This is a genomic window from Gemmatimonadaceae bacterium (assembly GCA_016720905.1).
Classification (GTDB): Bacteria; Gemmatimonadota; Gemmatimonadetes; order Gemmatimonadales; family Gemmatimonadaceae; genus Gemmatimonas.
In genome coordinates, this window is record JADKJT010000029.1 from 188,202 (window position 1) to 204,363 (window position 16,162).

The 16,162-nt window shown below is 65.2% G+C and carries 16 protein-coding genes and 1 pseudogene; 2 read left to right on the forward strand and 15 right to left on the reverse strand.

The genetic code is table 11. The features are described 5' to 3' along the window. Positions 1 to 20: 20 nt before the first annotated feature. The 13 genes and pseudogenes from IPP90_17525 to aspS form a co-directional block, all read right to left on the reverse strand. On the reverse strand, positions 21 to 188 hold the full coding sequence (locus IPP90_17525; GenBank protein ID MBL0172474.1) for a hypothetical protein: 168 nt from the start codon (positions 186 to 188) through the stop codon (positions 21 to 23). Continuing rightward, on the reverse strand, positions 185 to 535 hold the full coding sequence (locus IPP90_17530; protein MBL0172475.1) for a hypothetical protein: 351 nt from the start codon (positions 533 to 535) through the stop codon (positions 185 to 187). Before IPP90_17530 ends, IPP90_17525 begins: the two co-directional genes overlap by 4 nt. 4 nt (positions 536 to 539) lie before the next feature. Further along, positions 540 to 1,910 (reverse strand): DUF1446 domain-containing protein, encoded by a 1,371-nt coding sequence (locus IPP90_17535; protein ID MBL0172476.1) that lies wholly within the window; start codon positions 1,908 to 1,910, stop codon positions 540 to 542. Next, a pseudogene (locus tag IPP90_17540) lies at positions 1,907 to 3,544 on the reverse strand (acyl-CoA carboxylase subunit beta). The gene IPP90_17535 and the pseudogene IPP90_17540 overlap by 4 nt, the downstream one beginning before the upstream one ends. Further along, a complete protein-coding gene (locus tag IPP90_17545) occupies positions 3,541 to 3,954 on the reverse strand; it encodes a cobalamin B12-binding domain-containing protein (GenBank protein MBL0172477.1) in 414 nt (137 codons plus the stop codon). Before IPP90_17545 ends, IPP90_17540 begins: the two are co-directional and overlap by 4 nt. A gap of 39 nt (positions 3,955 to 3,993) precedes the next feature. Beyond that, a complete protein-coding gene (locus tag IPP90_17550) occupies positions 3,994 to 4,653 on the reverse strand; it encodes a methyltransferase domain-containing protein (protein ID MBL0172478.1) in 660 nt (219 codons plus the stop codon). Positions 4,654 to 4,754: 101 nt separating this feature from the next. Continuing rightward, positions 4,755 to 6,449: a methylmalonyl-CoA mutase gene (locus IPP90_17555; GenBank protein ID MBL0172479.1), complete on the reverse strand. Its 1,695-nt coding sequence runs from the start codon at positions 6,447 to 6,449 to the stop codon at positions 4,755 to 4,757. Then, positions 6,449 to 7,588 carry a methylmalonyl Co-A mutase-associated GTPase MeaB gene (gene meaB, locus IPP90_17560; protein ID MBL0172480.1) on the reverse strand — a complete coding sequence of 380 codons (1,140 nt, stop codon included), beginning with the start codon at positions 7,586 to 7,588 and terminating at the stop codon, positions 6,449 to 6,451. Before meaB ends, IPP90_17555 begins: the two co-directional genes overlap by 1 nt. Continuing rightward, complete coding sequence (locus tag IPP90_17565; GenBank protein MBL0172481.1) at positions 7,585 to 8,562, reverse strand: DUF21 domain-containing protein; 978 nt, start codon at positions 8,560 to 8,562, stop codon at positions 7,585 to 7,587. Before IPP90_17565 ends, meaB begins: the two co-directional genes overlap by 4 nt. Positions 8,563 to 8,564: 2 nt before the next feature. Next, entirely contained in the window at positions 8,565 to 9,830 is a 1,266-nt protein-coding gene (locus tag IPP90_17570) for an HlyC/CorC family transporter (protein MBL0172482.1), read from the reverse strand. Between the two features lie 25 nt (positions 9,831 to 9,855). Beyond that, the gene (gene ybeY, locus IPP90_17575) at positions 9,856 to 10,320 is read right to left on the reverse strand and encodes an rRNA maturation RNase YbeY (protein ID MBL0172483.1); all 465 of its coding nucleotides are present in this window, start codon (positions 10,318 to 10,320) and stop codon (positions 9,856 to 9,858) included. Then, on the reverse strand, positions 10,317 to 11,282 hold the full coding sequence (locus IPP90_17580) for a PhoH family protein (protein MBL0172484.1): 966 nt from the start codon (positions 11,280 to 11,282) through the stop codon (positions 10,317 to 10,319). Before IPP90_17580 ends, ybeY begins: the two co-directional genes overlap by 4 nt. Then, the gene (gene aspS / locus IPP90_17585) at positions 11,279 to 13,048 is read right to left on the reverse strand and encodes an aspartate--tRNA ligase (GenBank protein ID MBL0172485.1); all 1,770 of its coding nucleotides are present in this window, start codon (positions 13,046 to 13,048) and stop codon (positions 11,279 to 11,281) included. Before aspS ends, IPP90_17580 begins: the two co-directional genes overlap by 4 nt. Before the next feature lie 204 nt (positions 13,049 to 13,252). Between aspS and IPP90_17590 the strand changes: the two genes are divergently transcribed. Together IPP90_17590 and rlmN are read left to right on the forward strand one after the other, a co-directional pair. Further along, positions 13,253 to 14,146 carry a hypothetical protein gene (locus IPP90_17590; GenBank protein MBL0172486.1) on the forward strand — a complete coding sequence of 298 codons (894 nt, stop codon included), beginning with the start codon at positions 13,253 to 13,255 and terminating at the stop codon, positions 14,144 to 14,146. Further along, positions 14,143 to 15,255: a 23S rRNA (adenine(2503)-C(2))-methyltransferase RlmN gene (gene rlmN / locus IPP90_17595; GenBank protein MBL0172487.1), complete on the forward strand. Its 1,113-nt coding sequence runs from the start codon at positions 14,143 to 14,145 to the stop codon at positions 15,253 to 15,255. Before IPP90_17590 ends, rlmN begins: the two co-directional genes overlap by 4 nt. On the opposite strand, the gene IPP90_17600 is transcribed toward rlmN, so the two are convergent. Next, positions 15,184 to 15,636 (reverse strand): LytR C-terminal domain-containing protein, encoded by a 453-nt coding sequence (locus IPP90_17600; GenBank protein MBL0172488.1) that lies wholly within the window; start codon positions 15,634 to 15,636, stop codon positions 15,184 to 15,186. The two genes, rlmN and IPP90_17600, sit on opposite strands and share 72 nt — an antisense overlap. Beyond that, positions 15,633 to 16,136 carry a hypothetical protein gene (locus IPP90_17605; protein MBL0172489.1) on the reverse strand — a complete coding sequence of 168 codons (504 nt, stop codon included), beginning with the start codon at positions 16,134 to 16,136 and terminating at the stop codon, positions 15,633 to 15,635. Before IPP90_17605 ends, IPP90_17600 begins: the two co-directional genes overlap by 4 nt. Positions 16,137 to 16,162 lie beyond the last annotated feature (26 nt).

Here is a 16,162-nt window from a genome sequence, read left to right on the forward strand (position 1 = left end):
AAAAGCGCGGCTCCGACGGTCTACCGTCTCCCGTCTCCCTTCTCCCGTCTCGACGCGAAGCGCAGCAGCAGCGCTGCCGCCACCAGTGCAATCCCCACCCAGCGCAGCCACTCCATGCCGCTGCGCATGGCCACCCCGAATGCGGCGGCGCCCGCCACCAGTAACAGCAGGCGAACCCGGAGCATCATTGGCCGGGCAGCCCGGCCGCGCGCGCCTCGGCGTCGGGCACGTCGAGCACCATACGCAGCAGCGCGGTCGAAAACACCTTTCCCTGCGCGTCGGTCTTGAGCGAGAAGGTGCCGCCACCGTCCAAGGCGCCGTGCAACAGGAAATTGAGCGCACTGAGGTTGGGGAGCTCGTAGCGCACCACGTCGCCGGTGAGTTGCCCCGCGAAATGCTGTGCGACGCGCTCGCGGGTAACGTGGCGATCAAGCACCGAATACCACTCGGGCTTGAGCGCGATGAGTCCGACGTTTGCGGTGTCGCCCTTGTCGCCGCTGCGTGCGTGGGCGATGTCCACCAGGTGTATCTGCATGTGTCTACTCCAGGATGCGAACGGCGGTGGACACGGCACGTTTGTCGAGCAACGCCGGCCAGTAGGCCACGATCTCCTCGACCTTGGGGCGACCGGCCGCAAATCCGGTGACGCTGGGCGGGCCATTGAGTACCAGCGGGACGATTTCGCGCGTGAAGCGCTCGACGGCGGCGCGATCACTGCCACGCACGCCGATACGGAATTGCACTTCGGGTGCGTCCCGCCCATCGCCTGCGAGTGAGCCATGCGTGGCGTTGGCGCCGACGAATTCCGTCAGCACCTGGTCGAAGCGCAATCCCAGATTGTCCAGTCGCTCGCGCAACACGCGATCGGCCAACTGCGCCTTCTCCATCGCATCGGGCCACGCGTACACCAGCGAACCCACCGCCTTGTAACCGGCGCGATACGCGATGGAGACCTTGAGGAACGGTGTCGGCGGGCCGCCGGTGATCCCGTGCACGCGCACGCGGTTCTCCCCGTCGGCCGCCACATGAATGCTGGTGAAATCGGCGACGACATCGGGCGTGATGTAGGCATTCGGGTCGCCCATCTCGTACACCAATTGTTCGGTTACACTGGGCACCGAGACGCGACCGCCCGTGCCCGGGTGCTTGGTGATCACGAATGAGCCATCGGCCGATGCTTCAGCAATCGGATACCCGACATTGGCCAGATCGGGAATCGTGCGCCACTCGTGCAGGCAGTTGCCGCCGGAACTTTGCGCGCCGCACTCGAGGATGTGACCGGCAATGATACCGGCGGCGAGTCGATTCCAATCGTCGGCCGCCCATTTGAATTCGTGACGCAACGGCGCCATCGTGAGCGCCGTGTCGGTGCTGCGTCCCGTGATGACCACGTTGGCGCCTTGTTCAAGGGCCTCGACAATCGGTGTGGAGCCGATGTACGCATTGGCCGACAGCACGCGGTCCCGAATACTGCTCAGCGGCTCGCCGGTGTCCATGTTGGCTAACGGATGTCCGGCAGCAAGCAATTCATCGAGGCGGTCGAGGATATCATCGCCGCTGACCACCCCAATGCGAATGCGTCCGCGAACGCCCTGGGCTGTTGCCGCCGCCAATACGGCTTCCGCGCAGGCCGAGGGGTTCACACCGCCCGCGTTGGCAATGACTTTGACTCCTCGCTCAGCCACTGCGGGGAACACGCTTTCCATGGCGCCCACAAAGTCCCGCGCATACCCCATGCGAGGATCGCGCTCGCGTTGCTTCTGCAGGATCGACATCGTGACTTCCGCGAGGTAGTCGAGCATCAGGTAGTCGACCGGCCCGCCCTCCACCTGGCGTCGCGGGGCCTCCAGCCAATCGCCCCAGAATCCCTGTCCGCTCGCGACGCGCACGATGCGCGATGCGTCACTCATGACATCTCCATGCCGGATTCCGGCGCGCCGAAGGTCGGCATAGGGGGGAGCACGAACGCACCCAAGTGTGGACCCGCGTTGTGCGACGCGGCGCGCAACGCGAGTGCCAGAATTTCACGCGTATCTTCCGGATAGAGAATCGCATCCGCGAAACCACGGGCCGCAGCATATCGGGCGTCGAGCTGATGTTCGTAGTCCGCGCGCATCGCGTCGACCGACTGGGTCACGTCGGGCGCCGGCGGCGTACCCGCCTTACGCGCGGCGTCGATGGAGGGACCGTGCACCGCCTGAATGGCCGCCTCGCCTTCCATGACCGCCATGCGACCAGTTGGCCACGTGAACAGGAAATCCGGATCGAATCCCTGCCCCGCCATGGCATAGTAGCCGGCGCCGCTCGCATGGTTGACCGTCAGCACGATCTTCGGCACGCGCGCGCACGCCATGGCCTCGACAAATCGCGCGCCGGCACGGATGATGCCCTCGTGCTCGGCGTCGGGGCCCACCATGAACCCTGACACATCCTGTACAAAGAGCAACGGCAGTCCCTGCCGGTCACATCGCTCAATGAAGAAGGCGACTTTCTCCGCGCTCTCCGCGTAGATGATGCCACCGAAGCGCGGGCGCTCACCCGGACGACCTTTGACGAGTCCGCGTTGGTTGGCGATGACGCCGACGGGCATCCCTTCAATGCGTGCGTCGCCGCAAATCATCTCCTTGGCCAGGTTCGGCTGGAACTCGTCGAGGGCGCCGTCATCGAGCACCGAGCGAAGCAGCGCGCGCATGTCGTACGACATGCGATGATCTGCCGGCAGCAAATCGTACAGCGCGTGCGGGGGTTCGGCCGGCGGGCGATGGGCCGGCGTATCGTGCGAGCGGGGCTTCGGCAGCCGGGCCACCAGATCGCGCAACTTGGCAATACAGGCGTCGTCATTGTCGAGCGCATAGTGCGCCACTGCGGAAATCTCCGTGTGCGTGATGGCCCCGCCAAGCGTCTCACCATCCACGGTTTGGCCCGTGGCGCCCTTCACCAGATTCGGTCCACCCAGTCCCATGAACGACGTCCCCTTCACCATGAGGATCACGTCGCTCAACGCGGGCAAATACGCGCCGCCGGCCACACATTGCCCCATCACGGCAGCGAACTGCGGAATGCGCAGATACCGTCGCATGATGGAGTTGTAATAGAAAATGCGCACCGCGCCGAATTGTCACGGAAAGACGCCGCCCTGATACGGGAGATTTACGCCGGCCGAGTCAACCAGGTAGATGATGGGAATGCGGCAGCGCATCGCGACTTCCTGGGCGCGCAAGATCTTCTTGATGGTCTCAGGCCACCACGATCCCGCCTTGACCGTGGCGTCATTGGCCACCACGACGACCTCGCGCCCGTCGATCACCACGACGCCGGTAATCACACCGGCGGCAGGCGCCTGTCCCTCGTACTGATCGTAGGCCACCAGCAAACCGATCTCGAGAAATGGCGTGCCCGGGTCGCGCAGGCGCTCCACCCGTTCACGGGCGGTCAGTTTTCCCTGCCGATGTTGCTTCTCGATCTTGTCCGCGCCACCACCGGCGCGGAGCTGCGATTCAAGCGCGCGGACCTCGTCCGCGAGCTGGCGTAGCCGACCGCTCATGCGTCCTGCTGTTCGCGGGTAGCGAACCACTGGCGGATATAGTCGACGAGGTCCTGCGTGCTCGTGCCGGGACCGAAGAGGCGCGCCACGCCACGCGCCTGCAAGGCCTCCATATCCTCCTTCGGAATGATCCCGCCACCGGTGAGCAGGATGTCGTCACGCCCGGCCGCTGTCAGCAGGTCGTGGACGCGCGGAAACAACGTCATGTGCGCGCCGCTCAGGATGGAGAGGCCGACCACGTCGACGTCCTCCTGAATGGCCGCCGTGGCGATCATTTCCGGGGTCTGATGCAGCCCGGTGTAGATCACTTCCATGCCGGCATCACGCAACGCCGCCGCAACGACTTTGGCGCCACGGTCATGACCATCAAGCCCTGGCTTGGCGACGAGCACACGAATGGGTCGAGTCATCGAAATCCGCTCGGGGTGAATCGGAAAGGTATCAACGCGCTATCCTTCGCGTCGGGCGACGAGGAGCATCTCACCGGCTCGGCGAGTGAGCGGCCGGTCCGTCCAGGCATCAAAGGCCTGTTCAACAATCAATCCCACCTCGCACAGGCGCGCGGCCAATTCCGACGCTGTGTACAGTCGGATCCGGTGCGTTCGCTCGCCATCGCCACCGGGTCCGCGCCACGTGGAGGTGATCTCGAGGAATCCGCTCAGCGGGTCGAACGTGCGCTCCTGGCCAAACATCGTGCCGTCGGCGGTGCTCCACCAATCACGATGGAGGAATTTCGCCATGACCCCATCGCGGCTCCCACCGTGCCAGATGAGCACACCGCCCGGTTTGAGCACACGGGCGAATTCGCGCAGCACGCGAAGATCGTCGCCGGGACTGTCGAAGAAGCCGAACGAGGTAAACAGATTCACCACCGCGTCGAAGCGGTTGGTCCACTTCGACGGCAAGGTGCGCATGTCGCCCTGCGTGTAGCGCAGCGCGCGTGAGGTCCCGCGGGCCCGCGCAGCCTTGAGCAGGGTTTTCGAATAATCGAGTCCGTCCACCTGAAAGCCGGCCTCGGCCAGCAGATGCGCGTGACGTCCCTGGCCGCAGGGACAATCCAGCACCCGCGCACCCGACGGCAGTTCGAGCAGGTCAAGCAGTCTCGCCACTTCCCGGCGGTCCTGGACGAGATCAAACAGCGGCTCGTACTCGTGCAGGTACCGTGCATCGAAGTGGGTCTGCCACCACGGAAGGACCTTCTTGACTGGACTCAGAAGAACACCGGTTCGCGATACGCGCCAAACACGTCTTCCAATGCCGCGCGAATCTCGTAGAGGGTGCAATAGGCGCGCGCGCAGTCGAGGATGAACGGCACCACGTTCGACTCGCCGCGCGCCGCGTTTCGCAGTGCATCGAGGCGCGCCGCGACCACGGCACTGTCGCGGGAGGCGCGCACGGCCGCCAGTCGCTCCCGTTGCTCACGATCGGCCTCGGCGCCGATGCGAAGAATCGGGATACTCAGCTCGGGCTCATCGGTCACGAACTCATTGACCCCCACGACGAGCTTCCGATGCTGCTCGATCTCCCACTGCTGCCGCGCGGCGCTCTCGGCGATCTTCTTCTGGAACCAGCCTTCTTCGAGCCCCTTCACTACCCCGCCGATCTCGTCGATCTGCGTGAAGAGCGACTCCGCTTCGGCTTCCAGTCGGTCGGTGAGGGCCTCGACATAATAGGACCCGCCCAACGGGTCCATCACATTGGGGACTCCGGTCTCGAACGCGAGCACCTGCTGCGTCCGGAGCGCCACCTGCACGGCACTCTCGGTGGGCAGCGACAGCGTCTCATCCATGGAGTTCGTGTGGAGCGACTGCGTGCCGCCCAGTACGGCCGCGAGACCCTGATACGCCACGCGTACCACGTTGTTCATGGGTTGCTGCGCCGTCAGTGTGACGCCGGCGGTCTGCGAGTGGAATCGCATCATCCATGAGCGCGGATTCTTCGCGCCGTAGCGTTCCTTCAGGTGACGAGCCCAGATGCGACGGGCGGCGCGCAGCTTGGCAATCTCCTCGAAGAAATCGTTGTGGATGTCCCAGAAGAACGACAGACGCGGCGCAAAATCATCGACATCCAGTCCGCGGGCGATACCACGCTCGACATACGTGAACCCGTCAGCCAGGGTGAACGCCAATTCCTGCGCCGCCGTCGCCCCTGCTTCACGAATGTGGTAGCCGGAAATGGAAATGGTATTCCAGTGCGGAGCATGCTTGGCGCACCACGCGAATCCGTCGGCAATCAGCCGCAGCGCCGGCTCGATCGGGAAGCACCAGGCATGCTGGGCCATGTACTCCTTCAGGATGTCGTTCTGCACCGTGCCCTGAAGCTTGGCGGCGTCAACGCCCTGCTTTTCCGCGGCAGCGATGTAGAAGCACAACAGGATGATGGCCGGCCCGTTGATCGTCATCGACGTCGACACCTGGTCGAGCGGGATGCCCTCGAACAGGGTTTCCATGTCGGCCAGCGAAGAGATGGCCACGCCGCACTTGCCGACTTCGCCTTCTGATCGCACGTGATCGGAATCGTAGCCCATCAGCGTCGGGAAATCGAAGGCGACGGACAACCCGGTCTGCCCCTGTGACAACAGGAACTTGTACCGCTGGTTGGTCTCTCGTGCGGTGCCGAATCCGGCAAACTGGCGCATCGTCCACAGCTTGCCACGATACCCGGTGGGATGGATGCCGCGCGTATAGGGCCACTGTCCCGGCAGTTCGAACGCGGTTCCCGCCGAGTTCTCCAGATCAAGGGCCGTGAAGAGGGGCTCGATTTCGGCCGCGGAATTCGTGAATGCGATGTCGCGCGTGCGCCCGGCATCGAACTGTGATCGCCAGCGCCCGACTTCATCGCGCAGTTGATCGAGTTCCGCCTGCTGTTGGCGCACCACGTCTTCGAGATCGCGGACCGTCGTCATCAGTTGGTTCCTGGTAGGAGACTCGATACGGACGAGTGTTCAACGCCGGTGAGCAACACGCCGCTGCGCGCCCGTAACGCATCGGCCACCGAAAACGGCGCCACGGTGCCGGCTTCGAGCATCGGGAGTTGATGCTCCAGCCAGGTGAGTGTCGCCGCGTCGTGCCACAGGCGCTGGCGAAGTTGTCCTTCGACAACCTCCATCACGCGCTCCCTCAGACGCTGTCGCCGCCGCAACTGCAATTCACCGCTGGCCACAAGATAGTGGAAATGCCGGTCGAGGGCGTCCACCACCAGTTCGATACCCTCCCCCTTGGCCGCCACCGTTCGCAGGACCGGTGGCGTCCAGGCATCGACCGACTCCGGGTGACCGGCGCGCGCGGCCGCCTCACGGGCGGCGCGCGCCGGATTCATCGCTTGCCGTTGCGCGTCCCGGTCCCCAAGGCGCGACAGGTCAATGCCGTGGTGGGCAGGCGCCTGCATCGCTGCCCCCGTTCGCAACCCGAGCATCAACTCGATGTCGTTCCGCAGGCGGTCGGCCCCCGGTCGATCCGCCTTGTTCACGGCGAAGACATCGGCGATCTCCATCACACCGGCCTTCAGCGTCTGAATCGAGTCACCCGATTCCGGCACCAGAACCACCAGTGTTGTATCCGCCGCGCGCGAGATATCCAGCTCGCTCTGCCCGACGCCGACCGTCTCGAGCAGAATCACGTCCATACCGAAACCGTCGAGCACGTCGCACACTTCGCGCGTGGCCGTTGCCAATCCCCCCAGTGACCCTCGGGTCGCCATGGAGCGGATGAACACGCCCGGATCGAGCGCGACGTCCTCCATGCGAATTCGATCACCCAGCAGTGCGCCGCCGGTGAAGGGTGACGTGGGATCCACCGCGACAATTCCCACCCGCAACCCGGCCGTGCGATAGGTCCTGGCCAATCGCGTGGTCAAGGTACTCTTGCCCGCCCCCGGTGGTCCGGTGATACCGATGCGACGGGCCCGACCGACCAGCGGGTGAATGGCCGAGAGCAACTGATCGAATCCCGGCCGATGGTTCTCGACGATGCTGACCGCGCGGGCGAGGGCCGCGGTGGTGCCTGCCCGGAAACCCTCGAGCACGCGGTCGATGGAGGTCGTCACGTGGTCGGTGAGTTCACACCGTCAGACGACGGCTCGTCGTGTTCATCGCGAATCTCTCCCACCAGTTCCTCCAACAGATCCTCTAAGGTCACCAGCCCCACCAGATGCGCGTGCTCATCATAGACGATCGCCAACTGCCGACGGGCCCGCAGCAATTCAAACAACAACTCGTTGGCCGGCTTTGCGGGCGTGGCGTGGCTCACCGGCCGCAGCGCTGGCATGCGCTCCCCCGCCAACTTGAACACGTCGAAGACATGGATCATGCCCACGATATTGTCGAGGGACTCGCGAAAGAGGGGCACCCGGCTATAGCCGGATTGGGCCATCCGTTCGGCCACGTCGCGCGCGGAGAGGGCGCTGTCAAGCGCGAACACCTCTGAGCGCGGGGTCATGACATCCGCCACGGTCTTCTCGCCGAACTGCATGACGCCGGAAATGATCGCCATCTCCTCGGTCTCCGCCATGCCCTCAAATGCGCCGTCGCGCAGCAAATCCTCAAGCCCCTCGCGCATCTCGTGCTCCGCACGCGGCGGCTGCCGCACGATGATCCGCGTTGTCGCCTGTGCAATCCGCAGAAACGGCGTCACGCACAGGTCCACCAGACGAAGCATCGGCACCAGCACCGGCACCAGCTGTGGCGCCCATCGACGGCCGATGGCGCGGGGAATAAGTTGCCCAACGACCAGCAGCAGCAGGAGACCGACGACGGCGTCACGCGCGAGGGCCCACGGGTGCGCACCTTCGGTGCCCGCGAGGATCGCGCCCCAGGCAAATACCGTCAACGTGATCCCCGTACCCGCCGCATGCGCGAGTCGCGCGGGCCGTTCGAGGTAGTGACGCATCGCGGGTGTTGCCGGCTGGCGGTGCTCAATCCAGTGCCGGAGCCAGAGGCGGCTCACCGCGCGCACCGCCGTCGCTGCGGTCGTGAGCACCGCGACCACCGCCAGCATCGAGAACAGGCTGAAGACGGGCACGATTACGCGTCCCCGCTCAACTGGGTGCCCGGCAGGCGTTCAAGGTAGATGCGTTCGATTTTCCGACGAATCACCCGTTCGACGATGACGCGAAACGGTCCGATCTGCAGCGACTCCCCGGCGCGAGGCACGCGACCCAGCAACTCAAGCACGAGTCCGCCGACCGTGGTCACATCATCGCGACGAAAATCGTGATGCAGCGCGTCCGACAGGTCATCAAGCGTGAGGCGCCCGGACACCCAGAAGCGCAACTCCGCTTCCGACTCAACCTGCCGTTCCTCGTCATCGTATTCGTCGCGAATCTCGCCGACCAATTCTTCGAGCACGTCCTCAATGGTCACCAATCCGGCAGTTCCACCGTACTCGTCCGCCACCACCACAATGTGTCGTCCGGTGGCGCGGAACTCCCGCAGCAAGTCGGCAATGCGCTTGCTGGGTGGTACGAAGGTCGGGGGACGCATGAGCGCCTGCCATCCGCTGGAAGGTTCGGTGTCCGCGATGGCCGACGCCAACAGGTCCTTGGCGTAGAGAATCCCGACGATTTCGTCGATCGATTCGTCGAACACCGGGACCCGTGAGTGCTGCTCACTCCGGAAATGATCCAACACCTCAGACCACGGTGTTTCGCGCTCAAGCCCGATGATATCGACGCGCGGCACCATCACTTCTTCCGCGGTGGTCTCCCCGAAATCGAACACGCCGAGCAGCAGCTCCCGTTCGTCACCGGAGACATCGGCGTCCGTGTTGATGACATCGCGGAATTGCGCCGCCGCCTCCTCTCGTCGCTCCACCGACCCTTCGGCGTCCGATACCGACTCGACGAACAGACTGTCGACCCACTCTCCGAGGCGCACAAACGGCCCAAATCCAATTTCGAGGAGGCGCGTGAATCGCCGCAACCGCTCGCTGGCCTGATCACCCAGGGCGTCACCGATGGCGCGCGCGGTGCTCTCGGCCAATGCCACGGTGATCAGCCCGGCGACGGCCAACAGGGCCAGCGCCTGCAACTCCGTGCGTTCTGCCAGCCCGAGGGCGAGCGCCAAGGCGCCGCCAGCAACACCATGACCAACCACGCGGGCAAAGGAGAGCGCGCGATGCGCGCGTTCTCGCGACGCCACGGGACGCGACACCGTAGGAAGCGGCACCAGTCCATTGCGTTCGCTGTGCGCCAGGGCCCCGTGGTCGGCCAGCAATGCACCATCCGCCACCGCCGCCAGAGCCGCCAGACCGGCGCCCCCTCCGGCGACCGCCCACATCGCGAGACTCACGCGCCCTCCCATCGACTGCGGTCGATCATACGCGGTGGGCGGGCGCGATCCAGAAGCGCTGCACCAGCTGCTCCTGGCGTCGCCACATCGGCGATTGCACCCGCGTCGCGTCGACGGGATGCTCCCACCCGCACGCATGGAGTACGCCGTGGACGACCAGCCGCGCCAGCTCCTCACGCACACCGACTCCGTGGGCACGCGCCTGTTCGCGCGCGACGTCAGGACAAATGTAGATGTCGGTGACGACCGCGCCGGCCGCATCGCCGGTCAGCGTGAAGGTGATCACGTCGGTCGCGCCGCGGTGTCCGAGATGGGTGCGATTCAGTCGCGCCATTTCGCGTGCGTTGACCAGGGTGATGGACACCAACGCGCGGGAGATACGGAGGGCGCCCAGCACCTGACGCGCCAGGGCTTCAAGTCGTGCGAGCGCCACGGGGCAGCGTACGCCATCGGCCTGAACGGCGACCGCACGCTCCGACATGCGCGTCATACGCCCGCAGCGTCGCTGTTGTAGGCGCGAATGATATCGCGCACGAGGCGATGTCGCACCACGTCGGCGTCGGTGAAGTAGTGAAAGCTGATCCCCTCAATCCCGTGCAGAATCCGCTCAATCTGCATGAGTCCGGAATCCTCGCGACTCGGCAAATCCACCTGCGTCTTGTCGCCCGTGATGACGATCTTGGAGTTCACGCCCAGTCGCGTCAGGAACATCTTCATCTGCAACCCGGTGGCGTTCTGGGCCTCGTCCAGAATGACAAAGGCATCGCCCAGTGTCCGTCCACGCATGAAGGCCAGTGGAGCGACCTCAATCGTGCGGGATTCAAGCGCCTTCTGAATGCGCTCGACGGGCATCAGATCATCCAATGCGTCGTACAAGGGGCGCAGATACGGATCCACCTTGGCCTGCATGTCTCCGGGAAGAAATCCAAGACTCTCACCGGCTTCGACGGCTGGCCTCGCGAGGATGATGCGACGCACACGTTTGCGCATGAGGGCATCCACCGCCGCGGCCACTGCAAGATAGGTCTTTCCCGTACCGGCCGGTCCGATGCCAACCACGATGTCGTGCTCACGGATCTGCTTGAGGTACTCCGCCTGGCCGGGCGTCTTCGCCTGCACGATGCGGCGGGCCCCCGGTACCACCAACGTCCCTGCCGTTGCGCCCGGCGCATCGACCGGTCGCTCGGTCAGCGCCAGGCGCAAGACGTCGTCGGCCGTGACGGTCCGACCGTCGCGCGCCAACGCCACCATGGCCACGGCCACACCTTCCGCGCGGGCGACCGCTTCTGCGTCTCCGGTCAGCGCCAGTGCATCTCCCCGAAGGGCCACACGCGCGCCGGTCGCTCTGGCGAGTTCCACGAGATTGCCGTCGTTCACACCGGCCAGCAGCAGTTGATCGGCGCCTTCGACGGAGACGCGCGTCGTCACCGGCACAATCGTCGCGTCGGTCACGGGCCCTCGCGCGGTGCGCGGAGGCTCAGGCCGAGTTCCTGCAGATCCGCCGCGGTGACGGACACCGGCGCGCCTTCGAAGAGGGAACGTGCAGCCGTGGTTTTGGGAAAGGCAATCACATCCCGCAGTGATGGGGCCCCTGCCAACAGCATCGCGATGCGGTCGAACCCAAACGCAATCCCGCCGTGCGGTGGCGCGCCGGCGCGCAGGCCTTCCAGGAGAAAGCCGAATCGCCGCTCCTGTTCCGCGGTGTCACCGATGCCGAGCAGCGCAAACATCCGCGATTGCACGGCGGGGTCACTGGTGCGGATGCTGCCGCCACCAAGTTCGGTGCCGTTCAGCACGACATCATACGCCAGCGCACGCCAGCGTTCCGGCTGTTCCGGATACGCCCGCATGTCATCGGGATGCGAGGCCGTGAACGGATGATGCACCGCCGCCAGGGCGCCGCTCTCCGGATCCTGCTCGAACATCGGGAAGTCCAGCACCCAGAGGAATCGTTGCGCGTTCGCGTCGACCAGCGACAGGCGTCGGGCGCACTCCTGCCGCACGCGGTCGAGGGCGGGACTCGCGATACGGTCGACGGCGGCGACGAACAGCGCGAGATCCCCATCCTGGAGCGCCAGGTCGGCGCGTGCCTGATCGGTGAGGAACTTGGCCACCGGCCCGTCGTACACGCCATCGACGCGCCGCAGGCGCAGCAATCCGCCCGCGCCCGCGCTCTTGGCCAGCGCCTCGAGTTCATCCACCTGCTTGCGGCTCCAAACGCCTCCGCCGGGCACCACCAGCCCGCGCACCCGGGCACCGGACTGCAGCGCCGCAGAGGTGACGCTGAATTCAAGCGGGCGAAAGGTCGCGCTGAAATCACGCAGTCGCAGGTCGTAGCGCAGATCAGGACGGTCGCAGCCGTAGTATTCCATTGCGTCCGCGTACGACATGCGCTCGAATTGCGACGGAATCTCATGGCCGGCCTCGCGCCAGATGGCGCCGATCAGCCCTTCCGCCAGCGCAAAGATGTCCTCGCGCTGGATGAACGACGCCTCGATATCGATCTGCGTGAACTCGGGTTGCCGATCCGCCCGGAGGTCTTCATCACGAAAACAGCGGGCGATCTGGAAATACCGATCGAAACCACAGCACATGAACAGCTGCTTGTAGATCTGGGGCGACTGCGGCAGCGCATAGAACTCGCCCGGGTGGACGCGACTGGGCACCAGGTAGTCGCGCGCGCCCTCCGGTGTCGGCTTGGTCAGAATGGGCGTCTCGAGTTCGAGATAGCCGCGATCGCTGAGAAAGCGCCGTGTGGTCTGCATCAGTCGGTGCCGCAGCACCAGATTCTGCTGCATCTCGGGGCGCCGCAGATCGAGGTAGCGGTGGCGCAAGCGCAGTTCCTCGGCGGGCGCTTTCTCTCCGCGACCACGCGCGACCGGCAGCGCCGGCGTGATGGCCGGCCCCACGACCGTCATCGTGTGAACACGCACTTCCACGGCACCGGTATCCATGTCCGGATTGAGTCGATCAGCCTCGCGCGCCACGACTTCCCCTTCGCACAGCACGACGGACTCCACTCCCACCGCAGCAGCAACCGTCGCCGCTTCGGCCGTGGACCACGCCGGTCCGAATGCGAGCTGCACCAATCCGGTCCGATCGCGCAGGTCGATGAAGATCAACCCGCCGAGGTCACGACTCCGGTGGACCCAGCCACCGAGACGAACGGTACGACCGACATCCTCGCGTCGCAGTTGTCCGCACGCATCGGTCCGCATCGACGTGGACATCACGGCCCGATCAGGCGCTTGTCCGCTCACTTCAAAGGTCACGTACCGCGCTCCTGCCGAACAGTGATGGTCGCAAAGGGGGTTAACCTTAGCAAAATACACGACTTAGCGCACCCGTGGTAGCGAACGCTCCGGTTGGCGGCGCGGATCCGTTGCTTGTTCAGACCGTTGTCACTGACTAGACTCAACTTCATGCGCCGCAAGTTCTTGTGCGGGCTTGCCGCGTTCGGGTGGGCCTCCGGGCTGTCCGCGCAGTCGGTGCCAGCTCGCGACCTCTGGGAGTTTCCGCTGGGAGCGGTGCTTGAACCGGCTGCTCTGGCGAGCGAGCCGGGCGGTGGGCTGTGGAATCCCGCGTCCATTCACCTTGCGAAAACAGAACGATGGCGCGTGGGTGTGGCGTCACTCGCGCCAACCTCCGATCAGGGCGTTGAGGGTCGCCTTTTATCGGTGAATGTGCGACGGCCCGGCGGAACCACGATCGGGTTTTCGGTGGCCCAGACGTCGGTTGCCAGCATTGTCCGCACGGAGACTGATCCGCAGGCCCTCGGCGACGTTCCGTATTCAAGTCTGTTGCTGTCGCTCTCGGCGGCCCGTGATCTCTTGCCACACGTGACGGTTGGTGCGGCGTTTCGTTACCGGGAGGGGCGCGCCGATCAACGGACCGACAATGCCTTAGCGGCGGATCTGGGTGTGCTCGTGCATTCACTCCCGGTGCGCGACGCACGTATCGCGCTGTCAAGCTTTCTCTGGCGTCCAGGCCGTGAGATCGACGATCGGCCGGCGGTGGTGATGGCGGCGGATGCGCGCGTAATGGGCGAGGCGGGTCGTGAGACGCGCGTGGGATACAGTTACAATGCCGTCAATCGCGGCGCGAAGGAGCACGGGCCGTATGTCGCGTGGCGATTCGACCGGGTGGACTTGCGCGGCGCCTATCTGCGAACCATCGCCTCAGGCCGCTCGGTCTCGCGCATCCGATCGGGCGTGGCGCTGCACTACGCGCGCTACGTAGTGGGTGTGGCGCGAGAAGAAGGCACCACGGGCCTCGGCCCCTTGTATCAATTCACCTTGAGTTCTCTCCTCCGTTGACGTCCGAACTGCCCGTCCTGATCGCGTCCACCCCGCGCGAGAATCTGCTCGACCTCGATCCCGAGGGCGCGCTGGCACGGTTGCGAGGGTGGTTTGCGGATCGTGGCGAGCCGTCGTATCGCGCGACACAAGTCTTTGCGCGACTCTGGCAACGGCCGGTCAATGCGTTCGCGGACATGACCGAGCTGCCCAAGCCACTTCGCGAGTCGTTGGCGCTTGCCTTCGAACTGCCAACGCTGGTTTTGGAGACCCGCCAGCGTTCGAGCGATGGGACGGAAAAGTTCCTGTTTCGGTTACACGACGGGCAATTGATTGAGACGGTGGCCATTCCGGATGACGACCGCATGACCCTGTGCATCTCGTCACAGGCCGGTTGTGCCCTGCAGTGTGCGTTCTGCGCGACCGGGGCGATGGGCTTCCAACGCAACCTGCAGCCGTCGGAGATTGCCGGTCAGGTGCGCGCGCTGCGTCTGCTGACACCGCCGATTCTCGCCACCAACGTGGTGTTCATGGGCATGGGCGAACCGCTCATGAACTGGTCGTCGGTGGACACCACCCTCACCCTCCTCAACGATCCGCGTGCGCTGGGTATTGGCGCCCGCCATATCACGATCTCGACGGTCGGCGTGCTCCCTGGCATCGTGGCACTCAGTGAGCGGCCGGAACAGTTCCGATTGGCCATTTCGATTCACGCGCCGACGGATGAACTTCGCCGGTCGCTGATGCCGATCAACATCAAGTATCCGCTGGCCGACGTCATAGCCGCCGCCGCGACCTTCGAGCGACGGGTCACGTTCGAGTATGTCATGCTCGGCGGGATCAACGATCAGCCGGAGCACGCGGCGCAACTGGCCGCGCTGGCACGCGCGTGTCGCGCTTTCGTGAACCTGATTCCGCTGCACCCCGGCGGCACGATGGGATTCACGCCGACGGCAGCTCCGGTGATTGCGGCGTTCGTGCGTGCGCTGCGCGCGCGTGGTGTCGAGACGGCCGTGCGACGAAGCCGTGGTTTGGATATTGCCGCCGCGTGCGGCCAGCTACGGACGGAACGCCTTGGTCGGCGCCTTCCAGTCGCTGCCCACCAGCACGGTGAAGTCCACATAGCGTAACGAATCGACGCGGGTCTCGATGGTGCCGGTGCCGAGCGCCCGTCGCAGCCGTTGTGCCCAATCGGCATGCCCGGTGTGCGTAAGGACCAATGTGCTGGTACGCGGTGCGCCCGCGTTACTATCGAAGTCGACCACGTCGTAGCCGAAGTCGCGCAGAACAAACGAGGCGCGTTTTGCGAGTCCCTGCGTGCGGGTGGCATTCAAAACGCGCACCCGAATGCGTGTGCCCCGTGGTGCCCGTGCCAACGTATCGGTCGTCATCGGCGGCGGCTGTATCGGCGGCTCTGACGCGCTGGTTGCCTGATACCATCCGGCCAGCGAACCGGCCGTCACCGTGAGAATCACCGCCAACGTGACCCGCTTCGGGCGCGAGACGCTCATCGCACGGCGTTCCACAACGCAATGGTCTCGGGTGCCAGACCCTTGCCTTCCCGAATCGCCCACTCCAGTCGCAGCCGCACAACCTGGCGAAACACGGCGTCGAACGCGTGCGGCACGCGCGCGGCAAGAAACGCCCGGTCGGCCTGCATGAACGGTCGCCCGGGCTCGAGAAAATCCGCCATATACAGGGCACGTCCGGCTTGTTCCCATTGCGCGTTCCCCACTGTGTGCCACTGGATCGCCTCGAGCACGTTCGCGCGCGACTCCCCCTCGTGTGCCAGCCGGGCGGCGGCGGCCGGGCCATGCAGCATCCCGACCGGTCGGTGCCTGTCGTCGGTCATCGCGCGCAACGTGACCTCGTCAGCATCGCGAAAGGCATCGTGCCATAGTCCCGCATCTCGCCACGCTGCCGACTCCTGCGGCACGACGTGCATCTGTTCCGCCCACTGGCCAAGCAGCCGCACGACGCGCGCGATATGTTCGCGGCGCTTCGGCGTCACTACGGCCCATGGTGGCAATCCATTGA